Origin of the sequence: Streptomyces echinatus, assembly GCF_014203595.1 — a bacterium.
In the GTDB taxonomy this organism is placed as follows: domain Bacteria; phylum Actinomycetota; class Actinomycetes; order Streptomycetales; family Streptomycetaceae; genus Streptomyces; species Streptomyces echinatus.
This window is the reverse complement of the sequence record NZ_JACHJK010000038.1, coordinates 1-19,828: the sequence shown is the minus strand read 5'-3', so window position 1 is coordinate 19,828 and position 19,828 is coordinate 1. Positions and strand designations below refer to the sequence as shown.

The 19,828-nt window shown below is 69.3% G+C and carries 21 protein-coding genes and 1 pseudogene; 10 read left to right on the top strand and 12 right to left on the bottom strand.

Annotated features, from left to right (window positions below; all coding sequences use genetic code 11):
- Window positions 1-210, top strand: a 210-nt coding sequence (locus FHS34_RS41570; RefSeq protein WP_184976065.1) for a transposase, incomplete at its 5' end; no start/stop codon positions are given.
- 460 nt (window positions 211-670) lie between these two features.
- Entirely contained in the window at window positions 671-1,912 is a 1,242-nt protein-coding gene (locus tag FHS34_RS41565) for an IS110 family RNA-guided transposase (RefSeq protein ID WP_184976062.1), read from the top strand.
- On the opposite strand, the gene FHS34_RS41560 is transcribed toward FHS34_RS41565, so the two are convergent.
- The 4 genes from FHS34_RS41560 to FHS34_RS41545 all read right to left on the bottom strand — a co-directional run bounded on the left by FHS34_RS41560 (window position 1,895) and on the right by FHS34_RS41545 (window position 5,796).
- Window positions 1,895-2,302 (bottom strand): transposase, encoded by a 408-nt coding sequence (locus FHS34_RS41560; RefSeq protein ID WP_225818003.1) that lies wholly within the window; start codon window positions 2,300-2,302, stop codon window positions 1,895-1,897. The genes FHS34_RS41565 and FHS34_RS41560 overlap by 18 nt on opposite strands.
- A gap of 523 nt (window positions 2,303-2,825) precedes the next feature.
- A complete protein-coding gene (locus FHS34_RS41555) occupies window positions 2,826-4,703 on the bottom strand; it encodes a caspase, EACC1-associated type (RefSeq protein ID WP_184976059.1) in 1,878 nt (625 codons plus the stop codon).
- Window positions 4,700-5,125 carry an effector-associated constant component EACC1 gene (locus FHS34_RS41550; RefSeq protein WP_184976056.1) on the bottom strand — a complete coding sequence of 142 codons (426 nt, stop codon included), beginning with the start codon at window positions 5,123-5,125 and terminating at the stop codon, window positions 4,700-4,702. Before FHS34_RS41550 ends, FHS34_RS41555 begins: the two co-directional genes overlap by 4 nt.
- A 107-nt stretch (window positions 5,126-5,232) precedes the next feature.
- On the bottom strand, window positions 5,233-5,796 hold the full coding sequence (locus FHS34_RS41545; RefSeq protein WP_184976053.1) for a GNAT family N-acetyltransferase: 564 nt from the start codon (window positions 5,794-5,796) through the stop codon (window positions 5,233-5,235).
- Window positions 5,797-5,870: 74 nt separating this feature from the next.
- Between FHS34_RS41545 and FHS34_RS41540 the strand changes: the two are divergent.
- A pseudogene (locus FHS34_RS41540) lies at window positions 5,871-6,311 on the top strand (XdhC family protein); the annotation flags it as partial.
- 30 nt (window positions 6,312-6,341) lie between these two features.
- Here FHS34_RS41540 and FHS34_RS41535 read toward each other — a convergent pair.
- Window positions 6,342-6,491, bottom strand: a complete 150-nt coding sequence (locus FHS34_RS41535; protein ID WP_184976050.1) for a hypothetical protein — start codon at window positions 6,489-6,491, stop codon at window positions 6,342-6,344.
- A 147-nt stretch (window positions 6,492-6,638) separates the two neighbouring features.
- On the opposite strand from FHS34_RS41535, the gene FHS34_RS41530 reads away from it, so the two are divergent.
- Complete coding sequence (locus FHS34_RS41530; protein ID WP_184976047.1) at window positions 6,639-7,196, top strand: DUF3291 domain-containing protein; 558 nt, start codon at window positions 6,639-6,641, stop codon at window positions 7,194-7,196.
- Window positions 7,197-7,411: 215 nt separating this feature from the next.
- On the opposite strand, the gene FHS34_RS41525 is transcribed toward FHS34_RS41530, so the two are convergent.
- The 3 genes from FHS34_RS41525 to FHS34_RS41515 form a co-directional block, all read right to left on the bottom strand.
- Window positions 7,412-8,041, bottom strand: a complete 630-nt coding sequence (locus FHS34_RS41525; RefSeq protein WP_184976044.1) for a cysteine hydrolase family protein — start codon at window positions 8,039-8,041, stop codon at window positions 7,412-7,414.
- Window positions 8,042-8,531: 490 nt separating this feature from the next.
- Complete coding sequence (locus FHS34_RS41520; RefSeq protein WP_184976041.1) at window positions 8,532-8,984, bottom strand: DUF5707 domain-containing protein; 453 nt, start codon at window positions 8,982-8,984, stop codon at window positions 8,532-8,534.
- 622 nt (window positions 8,985-9,606) lie between these two features.
- Entirely contained in the window at window positions 9,607-10,230 is a 624-nt protein-coding gene (locus FHS34_RS41515; protein ID WP_184976038.1) for a DJ-1/PfpI family protein, read from the bottom strand.
- Between the two features lie 88 nt (window positions 10,231-10,318).
- On the opposite strand from FHS34_RS41515, the gene FHS34_RS41510 reads away from it, so the two are divergent.
- Window positions 10,319-11,656 (top strand): aminotransferase-like domain-containing protein, encoded by a 1,338-nt coding sequence (locus tag FHS34_RS41510; RefSeq protein WP_184976034.1) that lies wholly within the window; start codon window positions 10,319-10,321, stop codon window positions 11,654-11,656.
- 829 nt (window positions 11,657-12,485) lie between these two features.
- Here FHS34_RS41510 and FHS34_RS41505 read toward each other — a convergent pair.
- The 3 genes from FHS34_RS41505 to FHS34_RS43265 form a co-directional block, all read right to left on the bottom strand.
- Entirely contained in the window at window positions 12,486-13,013 is a 528-nt protein-coding gene (locus FHS34_RS41505) for an STM3941 family protein (RefSeq protein WP_225818005.1), read from the bottom strand.
- A gap of 179 nt (window positions 13,014-13,192) precedes the next feature.
- Window positions 13,193-13,336 carry a hypothetical protein gene (locus FHS34_RS43270; protein ID WP_225818009.1) on the bottom strand — a complete coding sequence of 48 codons (144 nt, stop codon included), beginning with the start codon at window positions 13,334-13,336 and terminating at the stop codon, window positions 13,193-13,195.
- Window positions 13,330-13,929: an APC family permease gene (locus FHS34_RS43265; RefSeq protein WP_245002628.1), complete on the bottom strand. Its 600-nt coding sequence runs from the start codon at window positions 13,927-13,929 to the stop codon at window positions 13,330-13,332. Before FHS34_RS43265 ends, FHS34_RS43270 begins: the two co-directional genes overlap by 7 nt.
- Before the next feature lie 378 nt (window positions 13,930-14,307).
- Here FHS34_RS43265 and FHS34_RS41495 point away from each other — a divergent pair, with 378 nt between their 5' ends.
- The 3 genes from FHS34_RS41495 (at window position 14,308) to FHS34_RS43670 (ending at window position 16,295) form a co-directional block, all read left to right on the top strand.
- Window positions 14,308-14,715, top strand: a complete 408-nt coding sequence (locus tag FHS34_RS41495) for a hypothetical protein (protein WP_225818015.1) — start codon at window positions 14,308-14,310, stop codon at window positions 14,713-14,715.
- Window positions 14,716-14,866: 151 nt separating this feature from the next.
- Window positions 14,867-15,535 (top strand): LysE family translocator, encoded by a 669-nt coding sequence (locus FHS34_RS41490; RefSeq protein WP_184976030.1) that lies wholly within the window; start codon window positions 14,867-14,869, stop codon window positions 15,533-15,535.
- A 439-nt stretch (window positions 15,536-15,974) separates the two neighbouring features.
- A complete protein-coding gene (locus FHS34_RS43670; protein WP_376773177.1) occupies window positions 15,975-16,295 on the top strand; it encodes an HAD family hydrolase in 321 nt (106 codons plus the stop codon).
- A 317-nt stretch (window positions 16,296-16,612) separates the two neighbouring features.
- Here the strand turns inward: FHS34_RS43670 and FHS34_RS41480 are convergent, their stop codons facing one another.
- On the bottom strand, window positions 16,613-17,224 hold the full coding sequence (locus FHS34_RS41480) for a TetR/AcrR family transcriptional regulator (protein ID WP_184976027.1): 612 nt from the start codon (window positions 17,222-17,224) through the stop codon (window positions 16,613-16,615).
- 52 nt (window positions 17,225-17,276) lie between these two features.
- Here FHS34_RS41480 and FHS34_RS41475 point away from each other — a divergent pair, with 52 nt between their 5' ends.
- Window positions 17,277-18,248, top strand: a complete 972-nt coding sequence (locus tag FHS34_RS41475; protein WP_184976024.1) for a GNAT family N-acetyltransferase — start codon at window positions 17,277-17,279, stop codon at window positions 18,246-18,248.
- 193 nt (window positions 18,249-18,441) lie between these two features.
- Window positions 18,442-19,692, top strand: a complete 1,251-nt coding sequence (locus FHS34_RS41470; protein WP_184976021.1) for an erythromycin esterase family protein — start codon at window positions 18,442-18,444, stop codon at window positions 19,690-19,692.
- Window positions 19,693-19,828: the final 136 nt, after the last annotated feature.

Here is a 19,828-nt window from a genome sequence, read left to right as displayed (position 1 = left end):
GACCAGCGCAGACACCGCCATGCCCGCGGTTCTCGCGGCGGCCGGCCCACCGGCTTCGACCGCGAGCGCTACAAGAAACGCAACACCGTCGAGCGAGCCATCAACCGCCTGAAAGCCTTCCGCGCCGTCGCCACACGCTACGAGAAACGGGCCTACACCTACCTCGGCACCGTCACCCTCGCAGCCCTCATCATCTGGCTCCGCACATGATCCGATAAACAGCGCCTAATGGGCAGTGACGGGAACGGTCGAGGCCCGACCAAGACCAGGGTCAAGAACCCTTCTTCCAGACTGGCCTGACCGGTCCCGTCCGGCTCCTCCCGTCGGCCTGGTCAGGCTGCCGGGTGCCGGCGCCAGCACGATGCCCTCCGTTGATCAGGGCCGAAGCCCTCAAAGAAGACTGGCGAGTGCTGGCGCTCGCATTTGGCAGCGTGACCGATCACATGATCGGACCGTTGGCGTTCATGGTCCGAGCCGCTCGCAGGGAACACCTCTCACCTTGTTCGGGAGCCACCGAGCTCTGCCGAAGACTGAGGACCTTGCGGATCGCTGGGGTCACGAACGGCTAATCGGATGACGGGCCATCGAGCCCTGCCATTAGGGAGACGCGTGCCCCGCACGGCTGTGACCAGCCAAAATGCGCAACTCACACGAGAGGACGTGAACCGTATTGAGCGTGTTCTGCGGCATCGACTGGGCCAGCGACCACCACGACGTCGTCCTGCTCGACGACACCGGATCCTTACTGGCCAAAGCCCGCATCGACGACAACGCCGACGGCCTGGCCCAACTCCTGCACATGCTCGCCGAGCACGGCGACACCGCCGACGCCCCGATCCCCGTGGCCATCGAGACCTCCCGCGGCCTACTCGTCGCCTGCCTTCGCGCGACCGGCCGCCCCATCTACGCGATCAACCCCATGGCTGCCGCCCGATACCGCGACCGGCATGCGGTCTCCCGCAAGAAGTCCGACCACCTCGATGCCATGGTGCTGGCGAACATCCTGCGAACCGACGCCGCAGCCCACCGCAGACTGCCAGCCGACTCCGAGCTCGCCCAGGCCATCGCGGTCCTCGCCCGCGCCCAGCAGGACGCGGTATGGGACCGCACCCAGGCCGCCAACAAGCTCACCTCGCACCTGCGCGAGTACTTCCCCGGCTTCCTGGCCGCCGTCGGCGTACGACGCGAAGGCGTCAGCCACCCCATCGCCCGCGTCATGCTGGCCGCCGCCCCCACTCCCGCTCAGGCTGCCCAGCTCACCCGCACCCAACTGCGGTCGCTGCTGAAGAAGGCCGGCCGCAGGAACACCATCGACGCCGAGGCGGAACGGCTCCAGACCGCGCTCCGCGCCCCGCAGATGCGCCAACTTCCGCTGGTTGAAGAGGCCATGGGCCGTCAGACCCTTGCCCTCCTGCGACAACTCGACGCCGCCTGCAGCAGTGCCGACGACCTCGCCGAGGCCACGGCAGAGTCTTTTGAGAAACACCCGGACGCCGAGATCATCACCGGCTTCCCAGGGCTCAGCGCGCTCAGCGGCGCCCGGGTGTTCGCCGAGATCGGTGACGACCGATCCCGCTTCGCCGACGCCAGAGGCCTGAAGGCTTACGCCGGTTCGGCCCCGGTCACCAGGGCCTCCGGCAAGAGCGTGGCCGTCCTCGCCCGCCGGGTCAAGAACCAGCGACTGGCCGCCGTCGGCTACGTGTGGGCCTTCTCGGCCATGGCCCACTCAGACGGTGCCAGAGCCCACTACGACCGACGACGTGAAGCCGGCGACCGCCACACCGCTGCCCAGCGCAATCTCTTCAATCGCATGATCGGCTGCCTCCACCACTGCCTGGCCCACCGCGTCCACTACAGCGAAGCAGTCGCCTTCCCCACCCCATCAGACACTCAACTACCTGTGGCCGCTTGACAGTTCTTCCGCATCGGATGTCTTCTTCCCGGCGTCAAAACCCCGCGAGACATGAGCGACGGTGGCGTCCGCCTTGACCGACTGCGAGTCCACCACCCCCGCGCTCGGCTCCAGGCTGCGGCCCTCATCCCGGCGGACCGCTTCACGCAGACGTTCATGCAGCTCAGCCACCAGCCCCGCATCCCGCCAGCGGACGAAGAAGGCATACACCCGCGGCCAGGGCGGGAAGTCGGACGGCATCGCCCGCCACTTGATGCCGTTGTCGACGAGATAGCGCACCGCGTCGATCATCTGCCGGTGGCAGTAGCCCTCCGGCCGCCCGCCCCGGCCCGCCAGCCATCCCGGCACCGGCAGCAGATCCCGCACCGACGCCCACTCCGCATCGCTCATGTCCGAGCCGTACCGGGGCCGGCGCTCCGGCCGGTCGGCCGCGTTCCCGAACCGATGGGCGAGACAGTCACACCCGGGAGTGGACGGACTGGACCCGGCAACCACGACCACGCGACACTTCGACAACAGGGCCTCTTGCATCTCGCTGGACTCGACATCCGCGAGCCACCAAGAGGCCCTTCCTCCATGCACAGACGTCGACCAACTCACCCGATCAAGAACCCCGTTCGAAGCAGACCGAGCAGACGAGCGGATAGAGAACGACCAGTGAGCGAGCCAAGTGAGCAGCGCCCGAGCGTCGCGTCGGCGTCCGGGCGGGCCCTCGGCTGTCCAGTCCTGACCAGGACGAGACCGGCTAGGTCGGAGTCCGCCGGCTCGCCGTCGTCCTCACCCCAGGAGCGGCAGCCGCGTCGCAGGGCTCGTAGGGCTCGCAGGGCTCGTAGGTTGGGTGCTCGCCTCGCGCACGACCTGGCAGGCGCGCCGCCTGGCCAGTGGGGAGAAGATCGCGATCTGTCGCTGCGTACTAACGGGCGAGTGTCCAGAGGCGGATCGCGCTGTCGGCGCCGGCGCTGGCCAGCAGCTTGCCGTCGGAATCGAACGCGACGGAGTGAACGGCGCCCGTGTGGCCGACGAGGGGAGGGCTGAGCAATGCCGGGTCCGCCGGGTCGGTCAGGTCCCAGAGACGGACCTTCCTGTCGGCGCCGCCGCTCGCCAGGACCTTGCCGTCGGGGCTGAAGGCGAGGGAGTAGACCGCGTCCGTGTGTCCTGCCAGGGGGTCCCCGATCTGGGTCGGGTTCGTCAGGTCGGTCACATTCCACAGGCGGACTGTCCGGTCCCCGCCGCCGCTGGCCAGGATCTTGCCGTCGGGGCTGAACGCCACGCTGTGGACGCGGTTCTTGTGGCCGGGGACGGGTGCGCCGACGGTGGCCGGCGGGGTGGCCACGTTCCACAGCAGGATCGAGTTGTCGGCGCTGCCGGTGGCCATGAGGCTCTGGTCGGGACTGAACGCCACGGAGAGGACCGCGTCGGCGTGGCCGGTGCCGGGACGGCCCATCGGTGTCGGCTTCGCAGGGTCCGACACATTCCAGAGCCGGAGCGTCCGATCGGCGCTGCCACTGGCCAGGATGGAGCCGTCGGGATTGAAGGCCACGGCGAACACGGCGTCGGTGTGACCGGTGAGCGGACTCAGCGGCCCCGGTTTCGCGGGATCGGTCGTTTTCCAGAGCCGGACCGTGTTGTCGTTGCCGCCGCCGGCCAGCAGGCCGCCGTCGGGACTGAACGCCACCGCGTCGACGTTGTCCGTGGGGGCGGTGAGGGTGACGAGCGGTGTCGGTTTCGCCGGGTCGGTCACGTTCCAGAGCCGGATCGTCCTGTCGGCACCGCCGCTGGCCAGGACCTTTCCGCCGGGGCGGAACGCCACCGACTGGACGGCGCCCGTGTGACTGGCGAGGCCATGCCCTGAAGCGGGTGCACCGGTCACCTTCATGGCGGGGGAGCCGCTCGACGACGGTCCGCTCGACCCCGATGCGTCGTCGCCGAACCCGCCCTTGACCACCCACTCCAGGGCGGCGGCGCCAAGAGCGACACCGGAGGCGGCGCCCGCGACCAGAAACCCCCGCCGGTTCCACCGGGCCGGCGGTGCCCCCACGACAGGCGGCGTGTCGCTGAGAGGAGCCGCGGAAGGTGCGCCCTTCGTCAGGGTCAGGCCCCCCGCCGTGTTCATCACCCGCCGCTGGGGCAGTGGCAAGGACCGGGCGAGGAGGTGGTGGTGGACCTTTTCGAAGAGCGCGTCGAGGGTGAGCGGATCCGGGCGGCGCAACGCCGCGAGCAGTGCCCCGGTGAAGGCGGTGTGGGTCGCGCCCGGTAAGGCCTGCGAGGGCCTGGTCGCCGATGACGAGGCGAGGACGTACGTGCCGGCGATGTCGATCTGCCCGCTGATCAGACCTTGCTCGTCCCCCATCGCCCCGGTCGCCCGGCCGGAGAAGCAACAGTCCAGCACGAGCACGCTGACCGCCGCGCGACTGTCGACCATCGCCTCCCGCAGCACCTCGTAGGGCAGCGCGGTCACGCTCGACCGTGCCGGGTCGGTGTGGAACACCGCCAGATGGAGCCTGCCCTGCCCGTCGACGACTCCGTGACCGGCGTAGTAGACGAGCAGCACGTCCGTGGCCTCGCCGGCCATCTCGGCGACGGGGACACCGAGGTCGGTAGGGACTTCGGGCTCGTCGATCACGACACAGTGCTCGGCCGGCAGGGTCCCGCCGACCGGATCCGTGAGGACCGTCCTGAGATCCGCGAGGTTCGCGCGCACCGCCGGGATGCCGGGCAGCTTGGGGTGCTCGTACCGGCTCACGCCGATCAGGACGGCCCGAGAACCGGCCGGATCCGGGAACCGGGTCACTGCGCCGTCCCCTCCTCGTCCCCGCTCGCCTCTCCGTCCGCGAGCAGCCGCTCGACTACCTCGACCAGTACGGGGACATCGACGCGCTTGCCGTCCACTTCGACGGTGCGTCCGCTCTCGTTGGTGAGGGTGATCCGCAGGTCCGAACGGCGATGCTGGAACCAGGTGGCCAGAGCGCCGACCAGAGCGCCGACCGCGGCCGCGCCCACGCCACCGGGGCCGATGGCCACCACCAGGGCGTCCAGCCCTCCGCCCATCTCGCCCGGCGAGATCGGCGTGTGCTCGACGTGCACCCGTCCGCGCAGCGCGTCCTCGTGCCGCAGCCAGTCGAAGAGCGATCTCAGCTCGTCGGCCGCACGGCCGGTCTCGCCGGACCCGGAGTCGGTACGGATGCGCAGCTGTTGAGATGTCGCCGATGTCACGCGCTCATCATCCCTTGCACAGAGCCGGAATTGGGCCGAATCTCAGCGCTTCGTCTTCGGCTGGCTCGCCGCCATCCGTGGCGCCACAACGGTCGTCCGCAGCGTGGCTACTGCTGCTCCCACTGCTCCTTGGTGATCTCGTACCGTACGCCTCCATGCTCGGAGCCCTCGATCATCTCCATGTCGGAGGGGGTGGGGATGGTGTCCGCGAGCGTCATCCCGAGCTTCTTCATGATGTTGCGCGAACCGTGGTTCACGGACATCGTCTCAGCCCAGACCAGGCGCACACCGAGTTCTGTGAAGGCCTTGCCCAGCAGGGCCCGCGAGCCCTCGGTGGCATAGCCCTTGCCCCAAGCCGCCTGCCGCAGCCGGTAGCCGAGTTCGACTTCGTCCAGCGAGCCCTCCGGCTCGGGACGCAGGATGAACCAGCCGATGAACGCGCCGCCGTCCTTCTCGTGCGCGGCGAACAGTCCGAGGTCGCCGCCCCACTTCTCGTAGCCGGCGAGGATGTTCGGCAGGTAGCGCTGGCGGACGACCTCCGGCGCCGTCGGAGTGCCGCCGGTCAGGTAGCGCATCGCCGCCGGGTCGCTGTCCAGCTCGATCAGCAGCTCCGCGTCATCGGCAGTGAAGCGGCGCAGGGCCAGGCGTTCGGTCTCCAGGTACATGTCCATGAGTCGATCACGCCTGGAACAAGCCACCGGGGTCGAACGGCATTCTTCCGCCCCGGCATCGACCGGGACGCGCGTTCGCGACGCGGGAACGCTTCCCCGAAGCGGACGAGGTCGTCGTCGACTGGCCGCACCGCTACCTGGAGGCGACGGAGCTCGACTCGCGGGCGGTGCTCTGCGTCCTCACCCACGACGCCAAGTTCGACGTACCCCTGCTGGAGTTGGCGCTGAAGCCGCCCGTGGCGTACGTCGGCGCGATGGGTTCGCACCGAACCCACCTGGAACGCAACGAGCGGCTGCGGGAGGTCGGCGTCACCGAACTCGAAGTGGCCCGCCTGCGATCGCCCATCGGCCTCGATCTGGGCGCGCGGACACCGGAGGAGACGGCGCTGTCGATCACGGCGGAGATCGTGGCCGTCCGACGCGGCGGCCCCGGTGCGTCGCTGAGAGGAGCCCACACGCCGATCCACCACGACGGGACGCGGGGCCCCATGGGCAGGATCGGCGAGGTCGCTTAGCGGTCGGCGCCGTAAATCCTTCGGGGTTGTTCACGCTGCAGCGCTGATCACGTACCCGTCATCGCCCAGCTGTCCGCCCTGCCAGGTTCGGGCGTACAGGTCCAGCACCGGGACGGCCTTCAGTCGGAAGCCGGGGCTGGTGAGGGCCAGGACGGTGACGTGCGGCCAGCAGGAGGCCATTTGGACAGGGAAAACGCAACTTCGACATGGTCCGCAGAGGCGGCTACCTTCATCTGGTCTTCGGCGATCGCCCACGGTCGCACAGGAGTTACTCCAGGCTGAGCCATCCGCGAGTCCACACCAGACACCCCCACCAGGAAGAGACGCATGCCCCACCTTGCGCTGTACACATTCGGCGTCCTGAAGTCACCTCTCGCCGATCCCGCACCTCTCACGCGCGAATTCCACGACAGCAGCGAGGCCGTCTACCGGAAGATCGGCCAGCACCCCGGATACCTCGCTCGTGCTGTACCGGCAGAGGGCGGCCGGGGTACACACTTCGACTTGGACTGGGGTGCATGGGGCGAGTTCGCCGTACCGACCTGGTACGGCAAGGGCCGTACGGCGGAAACCATCGCCCTGGCCGCGACCCTCTCACTCTGGACCGACCTGCGCCCCGCCTTCGACGCCATCTACACCGGTCTGCACCGCGAGGCGCTCAACAGGCGTTACGACTGGTTCGAGAGGACAGCACACCCGGGTCACGTCTTCTGGTGGGTCTCCGACGGCGTGACACCCACCTGGCAGGACGGGGTCTCCAGGCTGGAACACCTCCACGACCATGGCTCCACGCCGCACGCCTTCACCTTCCACCACTCGTTCGCCCCGGACGGAACTCCGACCAGACTCAAGGGCATCGGGCCGAAGAGCGACCAGGTTCGCTGACAGGAAAGCGCGCCTGCGGCCGCTACCTCACCGCCCCCAGCCTCGCCGGGCCGGCGCCGCTCCGTGCGCCGACGGCCTCGCAGACGCGCACCACCTCGTCCACGGCGTGTCGCCCGGCGCCGGCGGAAACCGGTCCGGCACCTCCTACGCCCACGGGGAGAAGAAGTCCGGCGAGGGATGGGGCACCGCTCACTCGACGCGGACGAGTCCGACAGCTACCGCGGGGAGCCGTCGAGTGCGGCGATGAGTTGTTGTGTGGTGACGATGGCCTGTGCGTAGGTGGGGCCGTTGAGTTCGTGAGCGGCGTGCATCATTTCCGGGCTGAGGGCTGCGGTGGCATCGCGGACCAGCGTCACGTGATAGCCGAGTTCCATGGCGAATCGGGCGGTGGCCTCGACACAGGTGTTGGCCAGCACGCCGACGAGGGCGACGTGGGTGATGCCATACTGCTTGAGCTGCATGTCCAGGTCCGTGTTGGCGAACCCGCTCGACCCCCAGTGTTCCTGAGCGACGACCTCGCCCGGCTGCGGCTGCAAGTCGGGGTGGAACTCGCCGCCCCAGGAACCCCGGGCGAAGTGGTGGAACTGCTGGATCTTCCGCTGCGAGGGTGTCGGATGGTCCCATGTCTCGTAGTCGCCGGGCTGCCAGCGGCGGTGCGGCACGAACACCACGCGTACACCGGTCGCACGGGCCGAGGCGATCACCTCGCGCAGATGGTCGAGCAGACCGACCTGGCGTGCCACGGGCTCCAGACGGGACCACACCTTGCCGTCCTGTGAGAGAAAGTCGTTGTAGGGGTCGATCAGCAGTACAGCCGTGCGGCGCAGATCGTAGGTCTCGGTCATGGTTCCTCCCCGCACCGGCCCTACTCGGGCGGCTGGGCGCCGGTCTGCTCGCCGACCATGTAGGACGTAACAGCCGGGCCAGTCCGGATTCTCCGGATCCGATGAGCTGCTACCCGGCGCTCAATCCTGCCTCCTTCCTGTCCCCCCAGTTTCTCCACGCATGCGGCGGCCCGCGCGCCGACAGCGGCCCTGATCACGCACGCGGCCCCGATTGCCGGAGCCGGAGGTGCTCTTCGGCGTGATCGCAGCGGCAGTACGCCCTGCGCTCATGCCCGTACCGCGAACATGAGCGCTGTCGCGATCGTTGTTACGACGCCGAGGCGGCGGCCCCGCTTCGTCACTGAGCGTTACTGATCGCGCCCGTGAGAAGCGAAGGCAAGAGCAATGTCCGAGGCATCCGCGTCACATGCTGCGCACGGTAGGCGCCGGTGCGCACGGGACGGTCTGGTGGTCGTCCAGAAAGAGCGTCGGCCAGCCCCTGGGAGGCCGGTCAGTCGACGGTGAAGTCCACCGCCTTGGTGTCCAGGGTGGTGGTGCCGTCCTCGGCGGTCGCGAGAACGGCGACATGCCAGGAGCCGTGCGGAGATGAAGCGGCGTCGGCGGCGGTCACCGCGGCCGTGTACATGCACCGCACGGTGCCCGTACCGGCGGGTTTGCAGTGGGCCCGCTCCGCCTGGGTCATCTCTTCGGCGGTCGGCTGCTTCGCGGCGAGTCCGGACCTCTCCGGCCAGGCCAGCACCTTGAGGCTCTTGACGCCGGAGGACGTTGTGACCTCTGTGGAGAAGACGAGCGAGCCGCCCCTCCCGCCGTCCGGGGCGGTGTAACGGGCAGTGCTGTTGGTCAGTGCCGGGGTCTGGTCTCCGGCGTAGGCGAGCGCGAAGGTCCCGGCACCCGCGAGGGCGATGGCGCCGGTGACGACGGACAGGGCGATACGACGGGACACGGCGAGTTCTCCGTAACTGGCGCGAACGCCTTGGCTGGAAGGGACGCGGCGCTCTCGACCGTGCCGCTGCACTGATGGTCGCGGCGCGGAACCCTGCCGGACATGAGTACGCAAACTCAGCTCAGCCTGGGTGATCGGGTTGGGCAAGTGGGCGGATCACCCAGGGCCTGTCGGGACGCGAACCGTTCCGCGGGCGGGTGGGAGCCCCTGGTGGCCTTTCCCTGTGCCGCAGCAGCCGGAGGCGCTGCACCGCAGCCGGACAGGGCATGAACACCCGTCTCAGTGCGCCTAGTTGGGCCGAACTCGAAGAAGGACAACCCGGGGGCGACAAGCACATCACGCTCCGGCCCGGAGACAGGGCATACAGCGCGGTGAACCTCTTCGACTTCGGCTCGAAGCACCACACGGCGCACTCTTCTGACGTTTCGTCGGCCAGGGAGACGTCACCACCACCGAGGCGGCCCGCCGGGCAGTGTCTGCGGAGGAGGTGCGGGCCACCCACCCGGCACGCGCTTGCCTCCGCAGGTCCCGGTGCAGCCCGCATCGATGACGTCCGTCGCCACGACCGGCCTCACCTTGAAGCGGCACCGCCGAGAGAGCGCACTGCTTGAGGCTGGTCGGTTCAGACGAGGGTCGGTGTGGGAGCAGGCAGGTAGGGCGTGATGTTGCGCCACGCGCGCTCGATGTACTCCTCCTTCTCGCCGACCGGGGCGACATAGTGCAGTGCGCTTTCGGCGGCGTCGTGGCCCTTGAGGCGTGCGATGACCCAGGCGGCGAGGTAGTGCGAGGCGAGGCAGCCACCGGCGGTGGCGATGTTGTCCTTGGCGTAGAAGGCCTGGTTGAGCACCTCGACGCCGGCGGCGATGACCCAGGGCTTGGTGGTCAGGTCGGTGCAGGCGGGGATGTCGTTGAGCAGGCCGAGCTTGGCCAACACGAGAGCGCCGGAGCACTGCGCAGCGATGAGCTGGCGCGAGGGGTCCATGCCGCGCAAGGTATTCATGATCGCCTGGTCCTCGACGACCTCGCGCGTGGCGATGCCACTGCCGACGATGACGGCGTCAGCGGCGCACGCCTCCTCAAGGGTGGACATCTGGTCGATGACCACCCCGTTCATCGAGGTCACCCTGGGGCTGGGGGTGGCTATGGTGACGCGCCAGTCGTCGGACTTGATGCGGTTGAGCACACCGAGCGCGATCAGGGAGTCGAGCTCGTTGTAGCCCTCGAAGGTGAGGATGGCGATGTGCACGGCGGCTGTCCTTCCGGATGAGTGGCTCCTGACGGTAGGAACACGCGAGCAGGACAGTCAAAGAATTGTCATGGATACAATTCGGTGTGTGGCAGCCTCCCGGTACAAGATCCTGGTCGACGCGCTCGCATCCGACATCCGGACGGGCCGGCTCGCCGCAGGCGTGCGGCTGCCGACACATCGCGGGCTCGCCGCCCGCGAGGGCATCGCCGTGGTGACCGCGACCCGGGTGTACGCCGAGCTGGAAGCGATGGGTCTGGTAAGCCGGGAGCAGGGCCGCGGCACGTTCGTCCGTGAGATCGCGGTTCCCGCCGATCACGGCATCGATCAGCAAGTCGCGGCCGCTGACGCGGTCGACCTCAACTTCAACTATCCGTCGCTGCCCGGCCAAGCCGATCTTCTACGGCAGGCTCTGAGAGAGGTGGCCACCTCCGGTGAACTCGACTCGCTGCTGCGCTACCAGCCACATCGAGGGCGCCCCCAGGACAGGGCCTCGATCGCACGACACCTGCGGCGTCGAGGGCTCACACCGGACGCGGACGAGATCCTCGTCGTCAGCGGTGCGCAGCACGGCCTGGCCGTCACCGTCATGGCCGCGCTCAACGCCGGAGACGTCGTCGCGGTCGACGCACTCACCTACCCGGGCTTCAAGGTGCTCGCGCACGCCTTTCATCTCGACCTGGAGCCCATACCCACTACCGCCGACGGGCCGGATCTCGACGCCTTGGAGAAGCTGTGCGCGACCCGCCCTGTGCGTGCGATCTACACCATGCCGACGTTGCACAACCCTCTCGGGTGGGTCATGCCGGCAACGGACCGCAGTCGGCTGATCAAGATCGCTCGGCAGCACGGTCCGCTCATCATCGAGGACGCCGCGTACGCCTACCTGGTCGAGGACCCTCCACCGCCTCTGGCAGCAAGTGCACCGGACGTCACCGTGTACGTCTCGGGACTGTCCAAGAACGTCGCCACCGGCCTCCGGGTCGGCTTCGTGGTCGCCCCGCCGGCCAGGGTGCCCTCGATCGAACGCGCGATTCGGGCGACCACCTGGAACACTCCGGCCCTCACCACCGCGATCGCGTGCCGGTGGCTCGAGGACGGCACGGTGGAGCACTTGGAAGCGCAGAAGCGAGACGACGCCAAAGCCCGCCAAGCACTCGCCAGACAGGAACTGGCAGGCCTCTCACTGATCAGCCACCCCTCGTCCTACTTCACATGGCTGACGCTGCCCGACGACGCACGTGCCGATCGCCTGACCGCCACCCTCGCGCGTCAGCACATCTCGGTGAGCACCGCAGAGCCCTTCACCACCTCGAAGCACACACCACAGGCGCTCCGTCTCGCTCTCGGCTCGACCGATCTGGACAGTCTCCGGGCGTCGCTGCGCACAGTGCGACGCGTCGTCATCGAGGACGCCTACGCCTGAACTCCCCGAGACCAGCCGATTCCGCCCGCCCCGGCCTCCGCGGACGAACAGCCGCCGGTGCTGCGGCGCGGTGGCTGGTCGGCCTGTGAACTGGGACCTGTGCGGGGACGGGTCAATGTAACGCCGGCTCAGCGTGTGGTGCGCCTGGAACGGAGTTCGTTGGTGTCGACCGTCGTCAGCGCCACGCTCAGCGGCACGCCTGTACCAGCCGCAGCGGCCAGTCGCTCGCGCACTTCGCGGGGTGTACGAGGGCGCCATCCGGGCCCGTCACAGCAGCGCGAGTGGAACGTGACACCGGCGTTCAGCAGGACGGTCAACGTCCGCCAGCTGGCGGTGTCGTTACGCTTCGGCACAGCGAGGTCCTGGCCCGCGTCGATCAACTCTCCACCGCAGCGCGCGCATCGGCTCGCCCACGTGCCGCGCTTCTTGAACGAGGAACGGCACGGGAGGCAGACGTAATGCCGGTTCGGAGTCGGCCCTCGAAAGCACTTCGCACCAGTATGGCCGGGGGACCTCGCCCACTCCAGCGATTATGAAGGCGTCGATTCCGCCGAGTGTCCGGAGCGCAGCGCCGAGTTCGTCGCAGAGCACCCTTTCGCCTCGAACCGGTTGTGGCTTCCGCACCGACTGACCCACGCAGGCCCGGCACGCTGCTCATGACGACTCTTTCGGCGACGGTGGGGCGGCTCCGCCCGGAATGTCTCTTTCACCGTCCGCGCGGGGGAGGCCCTGTCGCCGGAGAGTCACCGGGGGCGTCGAGTCCCATGGCCGGGGGTCATTCGGCCGGTACGTTCCAGCGAGCGGCTCATCGGCCGGTCGACGGGCGCGCTCAGTGCTGTGCTGCGAGTCCGGGGCGGTGACGCCGCATCGCGTCCAGGACCGCCTCAGGTGGCACCGGCAAGGTGTTGGTGGCCATGACGGCCGGGCCGAAGCCGAGTCGTGCGTTCGTGGACGCGGTGCTGCGGACGAGCTTGGGTGCTCGCGCCAGATAGGCCTCCGGGTCGTGCAGGACCAGCTCGATCAACCGCTGCGAGGTGTTTCGTACCCGCTGCACGCGTATCCGCACGGCGGCTATCTCGTCCCAGCCGAACCGGCCCAGTCTCGCGTGGTCCACTCCCGCGTCGTCCAGCACCAGCTCCGGTCGGGCGCGGAGCAGGCGCTGGGCGATGCTCACCGAGCAGAACCCGAAGAAGGGCACGGCCAGCGCCCCCGCCACAGTCATCTTCACGGTGCTGTGGGCGACCAGGAATCCGATGCCCAGAGCGACGAAGACCAGGGAGCCGGCCAGCATGGCCCACACACGTCCCTTGGCGAGCGGATAGACAGTGGGGGACAGTGGAACGCCGTTCTCGATCACGGGCTCAGACGATAGGACCGGAGCCTTCATCAGCGGAAGCCCTTTCGAGGCCCACCTGGTGCTCGCGCCGCCGCTGGGCAGGCCCCGGTCCCGGCTGTCTGGCGTCGGACCGGCTGCGAGGCCTCGCCGACCGGTGGGCGGACGGTCCCTGCCGTCGGCGGATGACGGCGAGGGGATTCTCACTCCGCCAGGTCCGGTGTCCGTATCGGGCGGCGGGATCCACCCGAGCGCACGGCCAGGATCCCGGCGCCCGCCAGTGCCCAGACGACGCCCGCGGTCTTGGCCGGGGAGTCCAGGCTGGTCCACAGGGCCGTGTTCACCACGAACCCGAGGGCCGGCAGCAGCGGTTGCAGTACGTCGGCGGTGATCCCGCGGGCCTCCGACCGTCCCGCACGCCGGTCGCGCGCCAGAAGCCGATCACTGCCAGGTTCACCGCGGCGAAGGCGACGTAGGCGCCGAAGTCGATCAGCGAGGCGGCGCTGCCGAGGTCCAGGAAGACGGCGGAGGCGGCGATGAGGCCCACGACGAGCACGTTGACGGCGGGGACGCCGGTCCGCGGATCGACCCGCCTGAAGACCGCGCGCGGCAGCATTCCGTCGCGTCCCATGGCGAAGAGCAGCCGTGCCGCGCTCATCTGCTGTGTCAGGCCGCACCCGAGGACGGTGGTGAGGTACCCGCCGACGAAGAGGATCTGGAACGCGGCGCCGCCGATGTACCGGGCGATCTCCGGCGGGGCGCGCACGATGTCGCCCACGGCCGAGACGTCCGGGAAGAGCGTCTGCATGACGTAGGTGACGGCGAGGAAGAACACCCCGGCGGCGGCCACGATGAGCAGGATGGCCCGCGGGATGTCCCGGCGCGGGCGCTCGGCCTCCTCGGAGAGGGTGGATACGGCGTCGAGACCAAGGAAGGACAGGGCCGGCAGCGACGCACCGCCGAACAGGTCGCACGGCGGCGCGCGGTCAGGTCGAACCCGGTGGTCCCGAAGGACCGGCCGTGGGTGACCACGGCGCGCACGGCGAGGACGAGGAGCGCGACGGCCACCCCGGCCTGGATGATCACGAGCGCCACGTTCACCTTCGCGGCCAGCAGGGCGTTGAGCATGGGGAGCAGGACGTATTCGAGCGTGGCGGACCAGCCCACCAGGAAGCCCACGGGCGCCCCGAGCGCCTTGCCGGCGTAGGTGTACACGGATCCGGCGGAGGTGATGCGGCGGGCCATCCGCGCGTAGCTGAGCGCGGTGAGTACCACTGCGACGAGGACGGCCAGGCTGAGCGAGGCCTACCGTGCGGGCATGGAACGCTTCTGCGACCGGCGTGACGCGCTGCGCGACACGATCGCGGACCCGGCACGGCTGCTGGGGGAGACGATCCGCGCCGGGCTGCCGACGGGGCCCGACGACGCGCTGATGCGCCTGCTGTACGAGTTCGACGTGGTGGCGGGCAGTTCGCCGCTGCACGCCACACTGGCCGAGGCGATGTACGAGCGGCAACTGGCCACGTACCGCGCCGTGCTGCAGCGGGGAGTCGCCGCCGGGGTGTTCGGCCTCCTGCTGGACATCTCGACGGCGGCCCTGAACCTCGTGGCGCTGGAGGACGCGTACGGGCTGCACATCGTGGGCGGCAACAGCAAGATCGCCGTGCGGCGGGCCGTCGAGGCGATGTTCGACGCCGCACGGGTGTTCGGCGCACCGGCTGTGTGAGAGGCCCGGACTTCCCGGACGCCGGGACGGGCCGGCCCGCGGCACGTCACCTGAGGTGTGACGCGCAAAGGCATGGCGAACAATGCCGGTCCTGCCCGATTCCGGGCAGGAATGTAGACGCCCTGCGGCTCCCGACTTAGGGTGATCACTCATGATCACCTTGGACGCAATAGGGACTTTTGCCCTGATAGTAGGACTTCTGACGCTCACTCCGGGACTGGACACCGCACTCATCCTGCGTACCGCGGCGCACGGGCACCACCGTCGTGTCTGGGGCGTGGTCCTCGGCATCCAGAGCGGCACGCTGGTCTGGGGCGTGCTCACCTCGCTCGGTGTGACCGCGCTGCTGACCGCGTCTCATCTCGCATACCAGACCCTTCGTTGGGCCGGAGCGGCGTACCTGGTGTGGATGGGCGGCAGGCTGCTGTGGACCACCTGGCGCTCATCGAGCGAGAGCCCGCAGACGGAGGGGACCAGGAGCACCACCGGGGCCGAGACCAAGGCCGGGTCAGGCGCCGGCGACACGCTGCTCGGCGGCTGGCGGCAAGGGATCGTGACCAATCTCCTCAACCCGAAGATGGGTGCCTTCTACGTTGCGGTGCTCCCGCAGTTCATTCCCGCCGGCGCCCCGCACCTCGCTCCAGGCGTGCTCCTGGCCGGTGTACACATCCTCCTGGCCGTCGTCTGGGCGTGCGCGCTGATCGCCTTCGCGCACGCGCTCCGAGACCGCCTGCAGCGGCCGGCGGCCCGCCGCTACCTCGACCGCATCACCGGCACGGTCATCGCCGCCTTCGGCATCCGGCTCGCGCTCGGACAGTGAGGCACCTCTCGACGCAACAGCAAGCCCATCGACAGCGGACGAATCGGGCAACCCGTGCACCGCCCGATGTGAAAGGACATCTCCATGCGCTCGCTCCCCAGCGGCACCGAGCCCGTGGTCTTCGACTGCGACGGCCTGCTGGTCGACACCGAAGCATGCTGGACCGTTGCGGAAACGGCCATCTTCGCGGCGCACGGCCATCCCTTCGGGCCTGAACAGAAAGCCCTGGTCATCGGCCGCACCGTGGAGGCCGCTGGTGAGGCCGTGGCCCAATACCTCGGGTGCCCCGGCGCCGGTGCCGAACTCGCTGCCGACCTCCTCGAAAGAGTCCGCACGGAGCTTTCCCGAGGCGCCACAGCCCTCCCGGGGGCGGCAGAACTGGTGCGCGCCTGCCGGACGGCCGTACCCATCGCCGTAGCCAGCAACAGCCCTTGGGGAACTGCTGGACACGGCACTGTGGTCGGCCGGTCTCACCGACTGCTTCACTCACTCGTTCGCCGCCGACGAAGTGCGCTCCCCCAAGCCCGCACCTGAGCTCTACCTCACGGCATGCGAGGCGCTCGGTACGACACCCCAGCGCTCCGTCGCCTTCGAGGACTCGGCCACAGGCATCGCCTCGGCACGTGCTGCCGGGCTCTACGTCGCGGTCATACCGTCCCTTCCAGGAGCCGACCTCGACCACGACTGGCTGGGCACCAGCCTGGCCGAGCCCGAACTGCGGGACTGGGCCAGGAAGCTGGGAGACGGCACGGTCCGCTGACCCGCTCATTCGCGGTCGTTTTCGCGTCAGGCCATGTTCGTGGGCGTCCGGTGGCGGGATTTCCCCGGGCGGCCCCTGCCCAGGGCGCTGCGCGCGGGGGCCGCCCGAGCCCCGCGGTCCTGTCAGCGCAGAGCACTACGACGCCAAGGCCCAGGCATCGCTCGTCTGACAAGTCGGCCGATGACTGCGGACTCCGCGTGGCGGCGCTCGACCGTAGGTGATCCCGCCACGGACGACCACGACGCCCGACTCCCGGCAGCAACGGCGCTATCCGCTGCCACCTCGCGTCCGCGAAGTCACCACGGCCCACCGCACGATCAATCATCAGACGGGTCCTGACGGCGGGCGAGTGAGGCGAGGAAGGAGTCGACCATCGCGGTCTGGACGTCCAAGGGGAAGCGGTCGGGGTCGAAGAGAGCTTGGACGACGAGGCCGTGGGTGAAGGCGACGGCGGTGGCGGCGAGTTGCTCCGGGTCGGCGGTCGCGGGCAGCTCGCCCGCGTCGCGTGCGGCTTCCAGGTGGGGGCGCATCGTCGAGCGCAGCCGGGCGTAGCGGCCGGCCTGCTCCGCGGCGAGGGCGTCGTCGGCGAGGGAGAGATCCCAGGAACTGACCCAGATGCGGTTGCGTGCGGTGTCATCCGGGGTCAGCGGCAGGATGTCGAGGAGCATCGCGCGTACCGTGGCGAGCCCCGGCTCGGGGTGCGCTCTGCGGGGCCGCTGCGCGGTGTCCTTCTCCAGAAGGTCCAGGGCGTGGGTGACGAGGGCCCGTTTGGTCGGGAAGTAGTGCATGAGCATCCCGGTCGAGACGCCCATCGCGGTGGCGACGGCGCGCAGGGTCAGCCCGCCGAACCCCTTGTCGGCGAGGACCCGCCACACCGCCTCGGACACGTCCTTGCGGCGGGCTTCACGGTCTCCAGGTGCGGGCGGCATGCTGCTAGCTTACGTACCGAACGCTTGTTACGCACCTGGAGAGCGAGGCCCCATGTTCACCCTGCCGCTCGGCGACCGTGCTCAGCTCCGCCCTCTGGAGCCCTGGCAGGCACCGGAGTTCCTGGCCCACATCGACCGGGCCCGGACCACCGTCGACCCGTGGATACCCTGGGCCTCCCTCAGCACCGACCTGGCCTCCGCCACGGCCACCCTCCAGCGCTACGCCGACGGGCAGGCCACGGACGGCGCCCGGATCCACGGCATCTGGCTGGACGGCACCCTGGTCGGCGGTGTCATGTTCACCCGCTTCGACGGCGCCTCGGGCGTGTGCGAGGTCGGCTGCTGGCTGGAGCGGGCGGGGGAGGGGCAGGGGCTGGTCACGCGGGCCTGCCGGGTGCTGATCGACTGGGCCTTCACGCAGCGCGGGATGAGCCGGGTCGAATGGTGGGCCGCCTCGGGAAACGCCCGCAGCATCGCGGTCGCCCGCCGGCTCGGCATGAGCCGCGACGGTGTGCTGCGGCGGCACTCCGTCCACCGGGGCGAACGGCGCGACATCGAGGTGTGGTCGGTCCTCGCCGAGGAGTGGCCGACCGCCGGTGACGCGTCCGAGGCCGCCGTCCGCGCCGAACTCGACCGGCTGATGGGCGTGTTCGTGGGCGCTTTCACCAACGTCGGCGGCAAGCGGCCGGACCTCGGCGTCATCCGTGACGTCTTCGTACCGCAGGGGCGGATCATCGCGAACGTCGGCGACGAACCCGTGATCTACGACCTCGACGGGTTCATCGCACCCCGCCAGAAGGTGCTCACCGACGGGACCCTGACGGAGTTCTCCGAGTGGGAGGTGTCCGAGCGCACCGAGGTCTTCGGGTCGATCGCCCACCGGTTCAGCGAGTACCGCAAGTCCGGCTACCACAACGGCGAGTGGTTCGAGGGGCGCGGCCACAAGACCACCCAGTTCCTGCGTACCCCCGCAGGCTGGAGAATGTCCTCCCTGGCCTGGGACGACGCCCCTGCGAGTTCGTGACTGCCTCGGACTTGTCACTGACGCCACACCTGTGCGGACTTGGTGCTGGGCCCGTCAAAGGCATGCAATGGCAGACGCCACTCGCAACGATCATGTGGGTTGGTCGGCGCAGCTGAAGCGCGGTCCGGATTCTTCACCCCGAACTGTCGAGTCCGCTGACGTAGGTCCAGAAGCGGCACGAAAGGAAGAGGCGATGGCTGAGGAAGTGCAACGATGGCTGAAGGAGGCGGCCCTGCCGCTGAAGAACTTGAACCCCGGGGCATCAGAACCGTGCCACGGTGACCTGGAGCCTCTGCGCGAGGTCCTGCGTGACGTACGTGTGCTGGGCATGGGAGAAGCGACGCACGGAACAGCCGAGTTCTTCCGTCTCAAACACCTGTTACTGCGCTTCCTCGTCGAGGAAATGGGATTCACCGCCCTCGCCATGGAGGCGAGCGTCTCGGCCGCCCAGGCAGTCGACGACTACGTGCTGCACGGAACCGGTGGTGCCGCCGAGGCACTGGCCGGCCTTGGCTTCTGGACGTGGCGGACCCGCGAAATGCTCGACGTCGTCGAGTGGATGCGAGATCACAACCGGACGGTGCCGCAGGACCGGGCCGTACGTTTCGTCGGCATCGATCCCCAGCGATGCGGTCCTTCCCTGGAGACGCTGGCCGCCATGCTGCGCACGCTGGCACCGGAACGGGCAGACGTCACCGGCGGTCTGCTCGGAACCCTGGCGGAGGCCCGGACGGGGTCCCTTGTGGCGAAGCGCCCACAACTCCTGGCCGAGGCACATGATCTGGAGCGATTCCTGCAGGAAGAGCGTCCCCGGCTTGCCTCGCGGTTCGGGGACACGGCTGTCGATGACGCCCTCAGGCATGCGCGCCTGATCGTGGCCGCGGCCGACGTGGCCTCCCGCACACCGCGCGGCGAAGGGGAGGAGGGGGGCGCGCTGGCCGCCCGGGACCGCCACATGGCCCAGGCGGTGATCTCCCTGGAGGAGAGGACCGCCGGAAACATCGCCGTGTGGGCCCACAACGGCCATATCTGTACCGACCGTTACGCGCGAGACATACCTGCCATGGGGCAGCACCTCAGGAAGCACTACGGTGAGCGGTACTACGCCCTGGGCCTGCTGTTCGGCGAGGGCGCATTCCGCGCCCGCCCCGGAATCTCCGCAAAACGACCGCCCAGAAAGCACACCATCAGCGCGGCGGGTCCGCGCTCCGTCGAAACCCAGCTGGCCTCGGCCACCTCCGAAGACCACTTGATCGACCTCCGCGCCGGCCGGGCCCGGCCCGCCGTCGCCCAGTGGCTCGCGAGCCCGCAGTTCATGCGGTCCTTCGGCGCTGGTGTGCCGCGTCTGACGTACCGCTTCTCCATGACTCCTACGGTGCTCACGCATGAGTACGACGGATTGGCGTACGTGGCCCGCTCGACGCCCTCGGCGCTGCTGGGCTGAGAACCAACACGGCCGTCAAGAGCGCCGGAACCGGGTGCCCTGTGGCGGCGTCTCTGCCGCCGCAAGTGGACGGCACCGTCGGCACCGACCATCTGAGGGAGCATCCGCGATGACCTGGAGAGACTGGAGAACCTGG

Coding starts and splice junctions, on each gene's coding strand:
- FHS34_RS41560 (WP_225818003.1), bottom strand. CDS start 2,302: ATGAGCGATGCGGAGTGGGCGTCGGTGCGGGATCTGCTGCCGGTGCCG.
- FHS34_RS41545 (WP_184976053.1), bottom strand. CDS start 5,796: ATGGACATGTACCTGGAGACCGAACGCCTGGCCCTGCGCCGCTTCACT.
- FHS34_RS41535 (WP_184976050.1), bottom strand. CDS start 6,491: ATGGCCTCCTGCTGGCCGCACGTCACCGTCCTGGCCCTCACCAGCCCC.
- FHS34_RS41530 (WP_184976047.1), top strand. CDS start 6,639: ATGCCCCACCTTGCGCTGTACACATTCGGCGTCCTGAAGTCACCTCTC.
- FHS34_RS41525 (WP_184976044.1), bottom strand. CDS start 8,041: ATGACCGAGACCTACGATCTGCGCCGCACGGCTGTACTGCTGATCGAC.
- FHS34_RS41495 (WP_225818015.1), top strand. CDS start 14,308: ATGGAACGCTTCTGCGACCGGCGTGACGCGCTGCGCGACACGATCGCG.
- FHS34_RS41490 (WP_184976030.1), top strand. CDS start 14,867: ATGATCACCTTGGACGCAATAGGGACTTTTGCCCTGATAGTAGGACTT.
- FHS34_RS41480 (WP_184976027.1), bottom strand. CDS start 17,224: ATGCCGCCCGCACCTGGAGACCGTGAAGCCCGCCGCAAGGACGTGTCC.
- FHS34_RS41475 (WP_184976024.1), top strand. CDS start 17,277: ATGTTCACCCTGCCGCTCGGCGACCGTGCTCAGCTCCGCCCTCTGGAG.
- FHS34_RS41470 (WP_184976021.1), top strand. CDS start 18,442: ATGGCTGAGGAAGTGCAACGATGGCTGAAGGAGGCGGCCCTGCCGCTG.